Consider the following 13140-nt stretch of genomic DNA (forward strand, 5'->3'; position numbering starts at 1 on the left):
CTCTGCTTTCCGCGGTCGGGCGGGAGGTGGGAGGGGTACCCGCGGGTGACGGGGGACACCTGTGCGCGATGACGATATCGCGTCCGAAGGGCGGCCATGGTACGGGAGTGCGGTTGGCGCTGCCATCCGCCGCCCGGGGGGTCCGCCGTTGCTCGGACGGTACGGTGACGAACCGTCCGATCCGACGATGGCTCAAGCCGCCCACGGGGTAGGGGTCACGGTGCACAATGGATCGTCAGACGGGCGTCACGGCAGGTGACGACGGGTCGAAGGGGCTGGGGGCGGCAGTGGGCAACGCGGTCTGGGAGTTCCTGCGCGGGGAGCGGCACCTGCCCGAGGTGATGATGAGCCAGGGCGGCAAGATCACCCTGACCAAGTCCAGTCCGGCGCACGCGATCACCTCCGAGGCCGCGATGACCGGCAACCTCTACGTGAACCTGCACTGGACGGCCCGGGTGGACCAGGGCTCGCAGGGCCAGCTGCGCCGCAAGCTGCTGCAGCCCCGGCAACTGCTGCGCCAGGGCGCCGACGGCGGGGACTCGGGGCTGCAGGGCGCCCCGCAGAACGTGGACCTCGACCTCGCCTGCATGTACGAGCTGACCGACGGCACCCGGGGCGTGGTGCAGCCGCTCGGGAAGTTCTTCGGCGACCTCAACCACGCGCCGTACATCAAGCTCAGCGGGGACGACCAGTACGGTGCGCCGTCCGGCGAGACGATGTTCATCAACCTGGAGAAGAAGGACCACTTCAAGCGGCTGCTGATCTTCGTCTACATCTACGACGGCACGCCCGCCTTCGCCAGCACCCATGCGGTGATACAGATCGTGCCGCCCACCGGCCCGCGGCTGGAGGTCATGCTGGACCGGCGGGAGCCGGCCGCGCGGTCCTGCGCGGTGCTGCTGATCGAGAACCAGGGCGGGGTGCTGATGGCCCGTCGGGAGGTGCGGTACGTGCACGGGTTCCAGTCGGACCTGGACCGGCTGTACGGCTTCGGGATGCAGTGGCAGCGGGGCTACAAGGAGGAGTAGCCCCCGCTGCCGGGGAGGCGGCCCCTAGCGGGGCTGGAACTGCGGGCCCTGCGGGGGCATCGCGAAGTTCGGGTCCAGCGGCGGAGCCGGCGGCATCGGGGGCTGGGGCTGGGGCTGGGGCGCGGCCGGGTAGCCGTAGGTGGCCTGGGGCTGGGGCTGTGGGTGCGGCTGCATGGACTGAGGGTAGCCGTAGGCCGCCTGGGGCTGGGTCGGCTGGTGCGGTGGGGGCTGCTGGGGGTTGGGGTAGCCGTATCCGGGCAGCGGCTGGGAGTTCGGATAGCCGTAACCGGTCGCCGGCGGGTTGGCCGGCGGCGGCGGGGTGGCCGCGGCGACCGCCGGGGCGGGGGTCGGGGGCGTGGCCGGGGCGGTCGGCACCGGCGGGGCGGCGGGGGCGACGGTCGGCGGCCTGCTCGGCTGCGGGGGGACCGGGGTGGCGGGCCCCTCGGCGCCCGGGGCGGGCGCGGGCTGCTGGACGGGTGCGGGCCGCGGCTCGGCGGCCTCCTCCTCGTCCTCGTCCACCGTGATGCCGAAGTCGGTGGCCAGGCCGCCCAGACCGGAGGCGTAGCCCTGGCCCACCGCACGGAACTTCCAGCCGCCGTCCCGCCGGTACAGCTCCGCGCAGACCAGCGCGGAGACCGGCTCGACCTCGCGGACCGGGAACTCGGCCAGCGGTTCGGCGCCGCCCGCCGCGCCCGCGTCGTAGAGCAGCACCCGCAGGCTGCCGACGCCGCGGAAGGTGCCGGGCTCGGCGGAGCCGGCCAGCACCACCCGGTCGATCTCGACGGGCAGCTTGGCCAGGTCCACCTCGATGGTGTCGGCGATCTCCTCGGTGCCGTGCACCCGCTGCTTGGGCAGGTGGCGGACCACACCGGAGGGGTGCCGGGGCTGGTTGTAGAAGACGAAGTCGGCGTCCGAGCGCACCTTGCCGCCCGGGCCGAGCAGCAGGGCGGAGGCGTCCACGTCCGGTGCGCCCGCCGCCGCGTTCCAGCGCAGCACGGCGCGGACCGCCGCGGCGGTCAGCGAGATGTTGGCGCCCTTCGCCATCACGTGCGTCATACCGCAATCCTGCCTGCTGCGGCGGGCGCCGGACAACGCGGGTGCGGGGGTGTGTCCGGACCGTGCCATGGCTGAAAACTTGCCCGATTCCGCAACTGATTGATTGTCGCGGCCGTTCGGGCCGCCGGAGCGGGGGCGGGGAAAGTTCAGCGAATTCCGGGTGCGCGGGCGCCCGAACCTCCCTCGGCGAGCCGTACGATGGGCGGCCGGAGGCGGGCTGGGCTGCGAGGACGGATGGCGCGGGCGGTGGCGGGGCGCCCGGTTCCCCGGAGTCCGGTACGGCTCCGGAATTCCGTCGGAATTGCCGGGCCCGGCCGCCGGCCATTGATTCCGCGCTCATGTCCACCGACCGGGGGAGAGTGTTTTGCGCCATTTCGGCCAGCTCGACGCGGACCTGCGCCGCCGGCTGTTCCACCGCGAGCCGGTGCCGGTGGAGCGCGACGGCGATCCCGGCGCCCTGGGCACCGCGCTCGGCGGCACGCTCTACTGCCCCGCGACCCGGGCCACCCTGGCCGCGGACGTCCGGCGGCAGGCCGAACGCGGTGCCGTCTCGCTGGTGATCTGCCTCGAGGACGCGATCGCCGACTCCGAGGTGCCCGCCGCCGAGGCCAACCTGGTGGCCCAGCTCACCGAGCTGGCGCTGGACGGCGGACCGGCCGACCGGCTGCCGCTGCTCTTCGTCCGAGTCCGCGCCCCCGGGCAGATCGAGGCGCTGACCCGGCGGCTCGGTCCCGCCGCCGCGCTGCTCAGCGGCTATGTGCTGCCCAAGTTCACCGAGGCCGTCGGCGCCGAGTACCTGGAGCGGCTGGCCGCGGCCGAGGAGCAGTGCGGGCGGCGGCTGTTCGGCATGCCGGTGCTGGAGTCCCCGGAGCTCGCCCACCTGGAGCACCGCCGTACCGAGCTGCTCGCGGTGGCCGAGCTGCTGGCCAAGCACCGGGAGCGGGTGCTGGCGGTCCGGCTGGGCGTCACCGACCTCTGCGCGGCCTACGGGCTGCGCCGCTCCCCCCAGCTCACCGCCTACGACCTGGCGCTGGTCGCCGCGGTGATCGGCGACGTGGTCAACGTGTTCGGCCGGGCCGACGGCACCGGCTTCACCGTGACCGGCCCGGTCTGGGAGTACTTCCCGCTGCACCGCCGCGGCCCGGAGCTGGAGGGGCTGCTGCGCGAGCTCGAACTGGACCGGGCCAACGGCCTGTTGGGCAAGACCTGCGTGCACCCGAGCCAACTGCCGGTGGTGCACGCCTGGTCCGTGGTCAGCCACGAGGAGTACAGCGACGCGCGGGACATCCTGCGCAGGGAGGCGGGCGGCGTGCTCGGGTCCAGCTACACCAACAAGATGAACGAGGCCGGGCCGCACCGGGTCTGGGCCGAGCGGACGCTCCGGCGGGCCGAGGCCTTCGGCGTGGCGCGGGCCGAGGTGGGGTTCGGCGAGCTGCTGTCGGCGGTGTGCGGTGGCTGAGTGGGACGGGAGCTGGGTGCGGCGGCGGCTCGGGGTGGAGCTGGCCGGCTCCCCGGAACTGCCGGAGCTGCTGGGCCTGGCGGTGCGGGCCGGCAACAGGCGGCGGGCGCAGCTGCTGGTCTCCCGGGTGCTGGGCAAGCACCTGCCGCAGCGGCCGTCGGTCGTGTACGGCGCCGGGCGGCGGCTCGGTGCGCTGGTGCGGGCCGAGCTCGGCGCGGACTGCCCGGCGGTGGTGCTCGGCTTCGCGGAGACGGCCACCGGCCTCGGGCAGTGCGTGGCCGACGAGTTGGGCGCGGTCTCGCTGCACTCGACCCGGCGGCCGGTGGCCGGGATCGAGCCGGTGGCGGGCTTCGAGGAGGAGCACTCGCACGCCACCTCGCACCTGCTGCTGCCGCAGGACCCGGAGCTGCTGGGTGCCGGCGGTGCGCTGGTCCTGGTGGACGACGAACTGTCCACCGGGCGGACGGCGTTGAACACCATCGCGGCACTGCACCGGCGTTGGCCGCGCGAGCGGTACGTGATCGCCGCGCTGGTCGACCTGCGCGGCCCCGAGGACCGGCGGCGGCTGGCCGGGTTCGCCGCCGAACTCGGCGCCTCGGTGCGGGTGGTGGCGCTGGCGCAGGGCGAGGTGCGGCTGCCGGAGGACGTGCTGGAGCGGGCGGCGGGACTGCGGCCGCTGGCGTCCGGCGGGGTGGCCGGCGGGCCGCTCGGCGAGCTGGTCCGGATCGACCCGGACTGGCCGGTGGGCGTTCCCGAGGGCGCCCGGCACGGCTGCCGGCCGGCGCAGGTGCGGCTGCTGGACTCGGCGCTGCCCGGCCTGGGCGCCGAACTCGCGGCGGCGGTGGGCCCGCAGCGGCGGGAGCGGGTGCTGGTGCTGGGGAGCGAGGAGCTGATGTACGCCCCGCTGCGGCTGGCGGGCGCGCTGGCCGAGGCGCTGCCGGAGAGCGAGGTGCGGTTCTCCAGCACCACCCGCTCGCCGGTGCTCGCCGTGGACGAGGACGGGTACGCGATCCGGACCGCGCTGGCCTTCGCGGCGCCGGAGGGCGACGGGGTGCGGTACGCCTACAACGTCGCGCCCGGGCGGCGGGCCGAACTGCGGTACGACGCGGTGGTGCTGGTGGTGGACGCGGTGCAGGACGGCCCCGCGCTGCACGGCCCCGACGGCGCGCTCGCCCGGCTGCGCGAGGTCGCCGACCGGGTGGTGCTGGCCGTGCTGCCCGCCGTCGGCGCGCTGCCCCGGCCGCTCGGCGGCCCGGCGTTCTCCTCCTACGCCGCCGGGGAGGTGCGCTGGCTGCTCACCGACCTCACCGGGGTGGCGCTGGAGGCGCCGACCGCCGAGCGGGAGGCCGCCGTGCAGTCCGGCCGGGCGCACTACGCCGAGTCGCTGCCCGTGGAGTACCAGCCGAGCCCCGCCTACCAGGAGCTCTACCAGCAGGCGCTGGCCGCCACCGCGCCCCGGCTGGCCGTGGCGGTGGGCGTGGTCGCCGAGACCCTGCTGCGCGAGCGCGGGCCGGGGCTGGTGCTCGCCTCGCTGGCCCGGGCCGGCACCCCGGTCGGCCTGCTGATCCGCCGCTGGCTGGCCGCACGGCACGGCCTGGACACCCCGCACTACACCGTCTCGATCGTGCGCGGCCGCGGCATCGACCGGACGGCGCTGCGCTACCTGGCCCACCACCACGACCCGGGGCAGGTCGCCTTCGTCGACGGCTGGACCGGCAAGGGCGCGATCACCCGCGAACTCACCGCGGCGCTGGCCGGCACCCCGTTCGACCCGGCGCTGGCCGTGCTCGCCGACCCGGGCCGCTGCGTGCGCACCTTCGGCACCCGGGAGGACTTCCTGATCCCGTCGGCCTGCCTCAACTCCACGGTGTCCGGGCTCGTTTCGCGCACCGTGCTGCGGCCGGGGCTGATCGGGCCGCACGACTACCACGGGGCGAAGTCGTACCCGGAGCTGGCGGCGCACGACGTGTCGGGCTCCTTCGTGGACGCGGTGGCGCGGTTCTTCCCGGCCGTGCGCCAGGAGCTCCGCACCGTGGAGGAGGCCGACCGCGAGCCCGACTGGGCCGGGTGGGCGGCGGTGGAGCGGATCCGGGAGGAGTACGGGCTGCCCAGCGTCAACCTGGTCAAGCCGGGGGTGGGCGAGACCACCCGGGTGCTGCTGCGGCGGGTGCCCTGGCGGATCCTGGTCCACCCGGGGGCGGGGCCCGAGCTGGACCACGTGCGGCTGCTGGCGAAGGAACGGGAGGTTCCGGTGGAGGCGGTGGGCGGCCTGCCGTACTCCTGCGTGGGGCTGGTGCGGGTGGTGGGGGAGTGAGCGGCGTGAGCTGGATGGTGGCCAGCGACCTCGACCAGACGCTGATCTACTCGGCACGGGCCGTCGGCGATGCCGACGTCCCGCTGCGGGTGGTGGAGCACGGGCCCGGCGGCGAGCCGATGTCCAGCGTCACCGAGCGGGCCGCCGAGCTGCTGAGCGAGGTGGGCCGCCGGGCACTGCTGGTGCCGGTGACCACCCGCACCGTCGAGCAGTACCTCCGGGTCCGGCTCCCCGGCCGCTCGCGGTACGCGATCTGCGCCAACGGCGGCCGGCTGCTGGTGGACGGCGAGTCGGACCGTGACTGGGAGGCGACCGTGGACGCCCGGCTCGCCGCCGCCGGCATACCCCTCGCCGAGGTGACGGCCCGGCTGGCGGCCACGGCGGACCCGTCCTGGCTGCTGAAGCGGCGCACGGCGGAGGGGCTCTTCGCCTACCTGGTGGTGGAGCGGGCCGCGCTGCCGGCGGGCTGGCTGGCCGAGCTGGGCGGCTGGTGCGCGGAGCGCGGCTGGCGGGTCTCGCTGCAGGGCCGCAAGGTGTACGCCGTCCCGACAGCACTGACGAAGAGCGCGGGGGTCGCCGGATTGCGCGGGCGCCTGCCCGGCGACCACCCGGTCATGGCGGCGGGCGACTCGCTGCTGGACGCGGACCTGCTGGCGGCGGCCGACGCGGCGTGGTACCCGGGGCACGGCGAACTGGCGGCGGACGTGGACCACGTCGCGTACGGCGTGCCGCACGTGACGGCGCTGGCGGACCGGGGGCCGGTGGCGGCGGAGGCGATCCTGGGGGCGATGCTGGCGCGGATGGGGTAGCGGGCTCCACGAGCTGCCGCTACCCCGGCGCCGCTCAGCTGCAGCAACCCCCGCCGCAGCACCCGCCACCGCCGCCACCGGCGGCGGGCTGCGGCGCGGCGGCGGCCGAGCCGGCGGAGGTGATGGCGATGGTGGAGAGCAGCTTGGTGGTGTCGGAGTGCCCCTGCGGGCAGACCGCCGGGTCGTTGGCCTGGGCCATCGCGCGGCGCAGTTCGAAGGTGGCCCCGCAGGTGCGGCAACGGAAGTCATAACGTGGCATGACCGCAGCGTACCCGCGCACCTGCGTCGCCTATCCCGCTTACCGCGCCGCCGAGCGGATCATCTCCACCACGTCGGCCGCCGTCCGCCGGGCCGCGTCCAGCTCCGTCAGGTAGTGCCAGTAGTCCGGGTGCCGCCCCGCCCGCTCCAGCGCGGCGTGGGCGCGGTCCAGCCGCAGCACCGCCTCGTCCAGCGGGCGGGCGTGGCGTGGGTCCGGCGTCGCGCGGCCGGCCATCGCCAGGCGCTGGGCGTCGCGGAGCGCGAAGCGGGCCCGCTCCAGCTCCGCCGACGGGTCCCGCTCGACCTCGTTCAGCCGCCGCAGCCGGTCGGCGACGGTCTGCGCGGAGCCGTCGGCCGTCTCCAGCAGGGTGCGCACGGTGGTGACGGCCGTGGTGGCGTCCGCCCAGCGCTGCTCGTCGCGCGCGCGGGCGGCCTCCTCCAGGCGTCCGCCCGCCGTCCGCACCGCCTCGGCGAGCTGCTGCGGCACCCGCTGCAGGTCCTGCCAGCACTCGGAGGCGAACCGGCGCCGCAGCTCGCTCAGCATCGGCTCGATGCCGGCGGCCCTGGTCTCCAGCGCCTGCACCCGGGTGCGCAGGCTGGCCAGCCGGCGGTCGATCTCGCCGGCCCGCTCGGGCAGCCGGGCGGCCTCGGCGGCGAGGTCGCCCGCCCGCCGCTTCAGCTCCTCGGCGCGCCGCAGCGTCTCGTTGACGCCGTGTCGGCTGACGCCCTCGTTGAGCTTGGTCAGTTCGGGCGCGAGCGCGGCCAGCCGGGCGGCGAGGTCGTCCGCGCTCAGCCCGGCGGCCCGCACCGAGTCCAGTGCGCCGGTGGCCTCCAGCAGCGCGCGCTTGGCCTGCTCGACGGCGGGGGTGACCCGGATCAGCTGGGACTCCGCGTGGTTCAGCAGCGGCTGCAGCCGGGAGAGGTAGGCGGCCAGTTCGCTCTGCTTGGCGGTGAGCTCCCGGTGCGCCTGCTCCAGCCGCTGCCGGGCGGCGGCCGCGGCGCCGGGGGGCAGCTCGTCGGCGTCCAGGTCCACCGAGTCCAGTGCGGCGAAGTAGGCCAGGTTCACCTGGTTGATCCGCCCGGTCAGGTCCGCGAAGTCGGCCAGCGCCTGCCGCACGGAATTCGCGTCCTCCGCCGCCCGCACCGTCTCCACGGCCAGCTCGGCCTCGCGCTGCGCCGAGTCCAGGTCGTAGAACGCCTGCTGCGCGGCCTCCCGCGCGGCCAGCGCCTCCGCCTTCCCCGCCTCCCCACCGCGCCGCCACCACGACCCGCGCCCGGCACCGCCACCGCCACCGCTGAACGACCCGGCCGCCGCCACGGCGAGCACGCCGGCCACCGCCAGCGGCATCACCACCAGCTCGCCCACCAGCCGCGATCTGTACCCGCGCCCGCTCCCCGCGCTCACCCAAGCACTCCCTGCTACGCCGCCGACTCCCGGATCCCTCATTCTCGCCGATCACCCGCCCCAACCCCAGCCTCGCCCCCCACTCCCTGCACGACGCCGAGCGCGGGACCAGGTACTCTTGCCTTTCATCGCACGGCCCCCACCCTGGGCACCCGTGCGGCGGGGGCGCGTAGCTCAGCGGTAGAGCGCTGCTCTTACAAAGCAGATGTCGGCGGTTCGAAACCGTCCGCGCCCACCACAGCGAGCAGGCAGTCCGATGATTGTGGCCCAGCCCCGGAGATGAATTCCGCGCTGGGCCGCAGTTGTTCTCGCTACCTTTCGGGGATGAGCAAGCGGCGGTATGTGGCCAGGGGCGTGCCCGGCGGTTACCGGATCCGGGACAACAAGGTGCGTCGCTGGTGGGGGGACCTCTATGAGCTGTGTCCGGACGATCTCCTCGCCGAACTGAACGGCGGAGCCGACAGCGGGAGGATCACCGCGCTCCTCAAGCGGTACCGGGCGCTGAAGCGTTAGCGGTCGCGCTGGGAAGCACCGTTGCTGTCACGGTCCGTGATGCCCCGTCGAAATCCCGGTGTATGGTCTGACGACCGCTGACCCAGGGGATCGGAGCGCGCCTTGACCGGTAAGACAGTTGTCGTCATCCCGACCTACAACGAGGTCGAGAACCTGCCGCGGATCGTCGAGGAGATCCTCGGGCTCGGTGTCACCGGGCTCGGGGTGCTCGTCGTCGACGACGGGAGTCCGGACGGGACCGGGGAGGTGGCGGACAAGCTCGCCGGGACGCATCCCGGGGTGGTCTCCGTCCTGCACCGGACGAAGAAGGAAGGGCTCGGGCGGGCGTACAAGGCCGGGATCGAGCGGGCGTTCGCCGACGGGGCGGACCGGATCGTGCAGATGGATGCCGACTTCTCGCACCCGTCGAGTGCGCTGCCGGTGATGATCGAGCGGGCGCTGGAGGGCAACGGCCTGGTGATCGGGTCGCGGTACACCCGGGGCGGGTCGCTCGACGAGGCCTGGGGCGTACACCGGCGGCTGCTGTCGAAGTGGGCGAACTTCTACGTCCGGACGATCCTGCGGGTGCCGGCCGCGGACATCACCGCCGGGTTCAACCTGTGGACCAAGGAGGCGATCGGGGCGGTCGGCTTCGCCGGGGTGGAGTCCAACGGGTACTCGTTCCAGGTGGAGTTGAAGTACCTGGCGGCGCGCAACGGGGTGAGGATCGCCGAGGTGCCGATCCGGTTCGGGCAGCGCGAGGCAGGCGAGTCGAAGATGTCGCTGAGCACGCAGCTGGAGTCGGCCTGGATGCCCTGGCGGCTGCTGTGGAAGCTCCGCAAGCGCTGAGCTCAGTAGTCGAGGGACGGGTACCACTCGCCGCGGCCCGCCGGGGTGAGGTCGAGCAGGTGCCAGACCGGTGAGAGCAGGTCGATGCCGCGCTCCGTGAGGTCGGCGTCGAGGCGGGGGCGGGCGGAGTAGCGGTGGCGGACCGTGCCGTCGGGGTCCTGGGTGAAGACCGAGACGGTGGAGTCCTGGTGGCCGGCCTCGTCCTCGCTGCCCAGGTCGTACATGAAGGAGTTGGCGCCGCAGCTGAGCAGCCGCAGGCGGTGCCAGCCGCGGCGGCGGGCGTGTTCGCGCAGCTGTTCCGGGTCGGCGGCGGAGACGATCGCGAAGTCGGCGTTGCGCTGCACGTGGTGGGCGACGCCGTTGAAGCCGTCGATCCACAGGGTGCACATCGGGCAGGGGCTGGTCTGCGCCTTGCCGTACATGAAGTGGTAGACGATCAGTGGCCGGCCCGGACCGCTGAACAGTGCGGAGAGCTGGACCGGCTGGACCGGCAGGTCGCCCTGGTCGAGGTGGGGCGGGCCGGCCAGGAAGGTGTAGTCGGTCACGGCCGGGCCCGGCGGCAGGGCCCGGCGGCGCTCCGCCACCGCCTCCCGTTGGCGCATCAACTCGATCTCGGCGGCCTGGAGTCGGTCGCGCGCGGCGCGGTACTCGGGGGTCACGCCGGGCAGCCGGGTCTCATGCGGGTGGAAGGGGGACGGGGTGATGGCCATGCGGCCAGCGTCGGAGGAGGGGCGGGGAGCGGCAACCGCTGGGCGCCGGGCGGGTGACGGCGGGTCAGGACCGGCCCTCGATGAAGACGCCCAGGCCGTCCAGGGTGCGGGCCAGGGAGAAGGCGAAGAGCTGGTCCAGGTCGTAGTCGAAGCCGTCCCCGTCCAGTTCGCCCAGCACCTTGGCGAAGGAGGGGAACCGGCCGCTCGCGAAGACCTCGTCCAGCCGGCCCTCCTGGGTGGCCATCCACTCCTCGTCGGTGAGCTGGTCGCCGCGCCGGTCGGCGGCCTGGAGGTCGAGGTTGACGGCCATCCCGCGGACGAAGGCGAACATCAGGATGTGGATGTAGAGCTTGGCGGCGGGGTCCAGCCGGCAGCCGTCGAGCGAGGCGACCACCCACTCGCCGTGCTTCAGCGCATTGGGCAGCGGGGTCGGGCGGGTCAGTGAGATGGTGCCGCTGAGCCAGGGGTGCCGGCGGAAGATCTCCCACTGGCGCATGGCCAGCACCTCCAGCCGGGGCCGCCAGCCGGTCAGCGAGTCGGGCGGCATCGGGTAGTCGCCGAGCACCTGGTCCGCCATCAGGTCGCCGAGCTCCTCGCGGCTGGCGAGGTGGCGGTAGAGCGCCATCGGGGCCGCGCCCAGTTCGGTGGCGAGCCGGCGCATGGTGACGGCGGCCAGGCCCTCGGCGTCGGCGACGGTGATGGCGGCCCGGACGATCCGCTGCCGGGAGAGGGACGAGGGGGAGGCCGGCCGACCGGGCTGGGGCTCGCCCACCGACTCGGCCGTCGTCCCGCCCGCCACCACCGTGCCCGAGCCCGGCCGGGAGCGGACCAGCCCCTCCTGGCGCAGCGCGGCCAGCGCCTTGCTGGCGGTGGCCATCGCCACCCCGTACTCCTTGGTCAGCTGCCGGGTGGACGGCACCTTGTCGCCCGGGCGCAGCGCGCCCGCGGAGATCCGCTCCCGCAGTTCGGCGGCGATGGTCAGGTAGGGGGGCAGCTCCCGCTGGGTCGTCATGCAGACAACTGTACTAGTGCGGAAGCCCGGAAGAGCCCCTGACAACCAGTTGCATAGCCTAGAGCGCCGCGCGTACTCTGTACGCAACGGCAGGGCGTACTAAGTACGCAGCTGTAGCGGGCCGCACGCCCTGCGGTGCCCGCCCGTACTCGGCGTCCTCTGGGGGGACCGTGATGACCGCTCGACACTCCACCGCCCGCCGGCCCTGGCTGGCGCTGACGGTGCTGATGCTTCCGCTGCTGCTGGTCTCGATGGACGTGTCGGTGCTCTACTTCGCCGTCCCGTTCATCAGCCAGGACCTGCACCCGAGCAGCACCCAGCAGCTCTGGATCTTCGACATGTACGGCTTCGTGCTGGCCGGCCTGCTGCTCACCATGGGCGCGCTGGGCGACCGGATCGGCCGCCGCCGGCTGCTGCTGATCGGGGCGCTCGGCTTCGGCGCCGCCTCCACCCTGGCCGCCTACTCGAGCAGCGCCGGCGCCCTGATCGCGGCCCGCGCCGTGCTCGGCGTGGCGGGGGCCACCCTGATGCCGAGCACCCTGGGCATGATCCGCAACCTGTTCACCGACGAGCGCGAGCGCGGCAAGGCGATCGCCGTCTGGACGGCGGTGACCAGCGGCGGCATCGCGGTCGGCCCGGTGCTCAGCGGCGTGCTGCTGGAGCACTTCTGGTGGGGCTCGGTCTTCCTGATCAACCTGCCCGCGATGCTCCTGCTGCTGGTGCTCGGCCCGGTGCTGCTGCCGGAGACCCCCCGGCTGCGCGGCGGCCGGTTCGACCTGCTCAGCGCGCTGCTCTCGCTGGCCACCGTGCTGCCGCTGATCTACGGCGTCAAGGAGCTGGCCCGCAACGGCTTCCAGCCGGTGCCCGCCGCCGCGATCGTGGCCGGTCTGCTGGTCGGCCTGGTCTTCGTCCGCCGCCAGGCGACCCACCCGCACGCGCTGATCGACCTCGCCCTGGTGCGCAGCCGCGGCTTCGGCGCCTCGATCATGATGAACATGCTGGGGATGTTCGGGCTCGTCGGCATGGCGATCTTCCTCACCCAGTACCTGCAGCTGGTGCGCGGCATGAGCCCGCTGACGGCCGCGCTGTGGAGCGTGCTGCCGAGTGTGGTGGTGGGCGGGGTGGCGCCGCTGGCCACCGTGCTGGGCCGGCGGTTCGGCAGGGCGCTGGTGATCGCGGGCGGCTTCACCGTGATGGCGGCCGGGTTCGCGCTGCTGGCGGTGGTCGGCGCGCACTCCCCGCTCTGGATGCTGCTGGTCGCCGCGAGCCTCTACGCCAGCGGCGGGGTCGGCCTGATGTCGCAGGTCAGCGAGGTGGTGATGGCCGCCGCGCCGATCGAGCGGGCCGGCGCCGCCTCCGCCCTGCTGGAGTCCGGCACCGAACTGGGCGGGGCCCTCGGGATGGCGGTGCTGGGCAGCGTGGGCACCGCGTTCTACCGCCCGCGGATCGACGCCCACCTGCCGGCCGACCTGCCCGGCGCGGCCCGGGGCGCGGTGCGCGACTCGCTCGGCGGCACCGAGGGGGTGCTCGCCCAACTGCCCGAGGCGGTGCGCGGGCCGGTGCTGGCGGCGGCCCGGGACGCCTTCTGCGGCGGGATGCAGGGCGCGGCCGTCGTGACGGCGGCGCTGATGGTGCTCGGCGCGGCGGCGGCCCTGGGGCTGCGCCGGGCGCTGGCGGTCGGCACGGCGGGGAGCCCGAAGGCGGCGGAGCAGGACGAGGTCCTGGTCTGACGGAGCGTCACAGGAGTG

At 74.5% G+C, this 13140-nt stretch carries 12 protein-coding genes and 1 tRNA gene; 8 read left to right on the plus strand and 5 right to left on the minus strand.

Features of this window, described 5'->3' with window-relative positions:
• Nucleotides 1–341 precede the first annotated feature (341 nt).
• Entirely contained in the window at nucleotides 342–1028 is a 687-nt protein-coding gene (locus ACFYNO_RS11240; protein WP_388009156.1) for a Tellurium resistance, read from the plus strand.
• Nucleotides 1029–1052: 24 nt separating this feature from the next.
• Here ACFYNO_RS11240 and ACFYNO_RS11245 read toward each other — a convergent pair whose 3' ends face one another.
• Nucleotides 1053–2084, minus strand: coding sequence for a TerD family protein (locus ACFYNO_RS11245; protein WP_388008972.1), 1032 nt, complete (start codon nucleotides 2082–2084; stop codon nucleotides 1053–1055).
• A gap of 364 nt (nucleotides 2085–2448) precedes the next feature.
• Here ACFYNO_RS11245 and ACFYNO_RS11250 point away from each other — a divergent pair, with 364 nt between their 5' ends.
• From ACFYNO_RS11250 to ACFYNO_RS11260, 3 genes are read left to right on the plus strand one after another with little or no spacing between them, the layout of a single operon-like run.
• Entirely contained in the window at nucleotides 2449–3543 is a 1095-nt protein-coding gene (locus ACFYNO_RS11250) for an HpcH/HpaI aldolase/citrate lyase family protein (protein ID WP_388008975.1), read from the plus strand.
• Nucleotides 3536–5857 (plus strand): phosphoribosyltransferase, encoded by a 2322-nt coding sequence (locus ACFYNO_RS11255; RefSeq protein ID WP_388008978.1) that lies wholly within the window; start codon nucleotides 3536–3538, stop codon nucleotides 5855–5857. The genes ACFYNO_RS11250 and ACFYNO_RS11255 overlap by 8 nt, the downstream gene beginning before the upstream one ends.
• Nucleotides 5858–5871: 14 nt before the next feature.
• Nucleotides 5872–6666 (plus strand): HAD family hydrolase, encoded by a 795-nt coding sequence (locus ACFYNO_RS11260; RefSeq protein WP_388009158.1) that lies wholly within the window; start codon nucleotides 5872–5874, stop codon nucleotides 6664–6666.
• A 34-nt stretch (nucleotides 6667–6700) separates the two neighbouring features.
• Here the strand turns inward: ACFYNO_RS11260 and ACFYNO_RS11265 are convergent, their stop codons facing one another.
• Both ACFYNO_RS11265 and ACFYNO_RS11270 read right to left on the minus strand, forming a co-directional pair.
• Entirely contained in the window at nucleotides 6701–6925 is a 225-nt protein-coding gene (locus ACFYNO_RS11265) for a zinc ribbon domain-containing protein (RefSeq protein WP_388008981.1), read from the minus strand.
• A 39-nt stretch (nucleotides 6926–6964) separates the two neighbouring features.
• Nucleotides 6965–8272 (minus strand): hypothetical protein, encoded by a 1308-nt coding sequence (locus tag ACFYNO_RS11270; protein WP_388009160.1) that lies wholly within the window; start codon nucleotides 8270–8272, stop codon nucleotides 6965–6967.
• 220 nt (nucleotides 8273–8492) lie between these two features.
• Between ACFYNO_RS11270 and ACFYNO_RS11275 the strand changes: the two genes are divergently transcribed.
• From ACFYNO_RS11275 to ACFYNO_RS11285, 3 genes are all read left to right on the plus strand, one after another.
• Nucleotides 8493–8567: transfer RNA gene (locus tag ACFYNO_RS11275), tRNA-Val, on the plus strand.
• Nucleotides 8568–8653: 86 nt separating this feature from the next.
• Nucleotides 8654–8842, plus strand: a complete 189-nt coding sequence (locus ACFYNO_RS11280) for a hypothetical protein (RefSeq protein WP_388008984.1) — start codon at nucleotides 8654–8656, stop codon at nucleotides 8840–8842.
• Between the two features lie 102 nt (nucleotides 8843–8944).
• Entirely contained in the window at nucleotides 8945–9670 is a 726-nt protein-coding gene (locus ACFYNO_RS11285) for a polyprenol monophosphomannose synthase (RefSeq protein ID WP_388008987.1), read from the plus strand.
• A 2-nt stretch (nucleotides 9671–9672) separates the two neighbouring features.
• On the opposite strand, the gene ACFYNO_RS11290 is transcribed toward ACFYNO_RS11285, so the two are convergent.
• Both ACFYNO_RS11290 and ACFYNO_RS11295 read right to left on the minus strand, forming a co-directional pair.
• Complete coding sequence (locus tag ACFYNO_RS11290; RefSeq protein ID WP_388008990.1) at nucleotides 9673–10380, minus strand: DUF899 family protein; 708 nt, start codon at nucleotides 10378–10380, stop codon at nucleotides 9673–9675.
• Nucleotides 10381–10444: 64 nt separating this feature from the next.
• On the minus strand, nucleotides 10445–11392 hold the full coding sequence (locus tag ACFYNO_RS11295; RefSeq protein WP_388008993.1) for a GntR family transcriptional regulator: 948 nt from the start codon (nucleotides 11390–11392) through the stop codon (nucleotides 10445–10447).
• A gap of 173 nt (nucleotides 11393–11565) precedes the next feature.
• On the opposite strand from ACFYNO_RS11295, the gene ACFYNO_RS11300 reads away from it, so the two are divergent.
• Nucleotides 11566–13122 carry an MFS transporter gene (locus tag ACFYNO_RS11300; RefSeq protein WP_388008996.1) on the plus strand — a complete coding sequence of 519 codons (1557 nt, stop codon included), beginning with the start codon at nucleotides 11566–11568 and terminating at the stop codon, nucleotides 13120–13122.
• The last annotated feature ends 18 nt before the right edge of the window (nucleotides 13123–13140 follow it).

The sequence above is a fragment of the Kitasatospora sp. NPDC006697 genome (genome assembly GCF_042869935.1).
In the GTDB taxonomy this organism is placed as follows: Bacteria; Actinomycetota; Actinomycetes; order Streptomycetales; family Streptomycetaceae; genus Kitasatospora.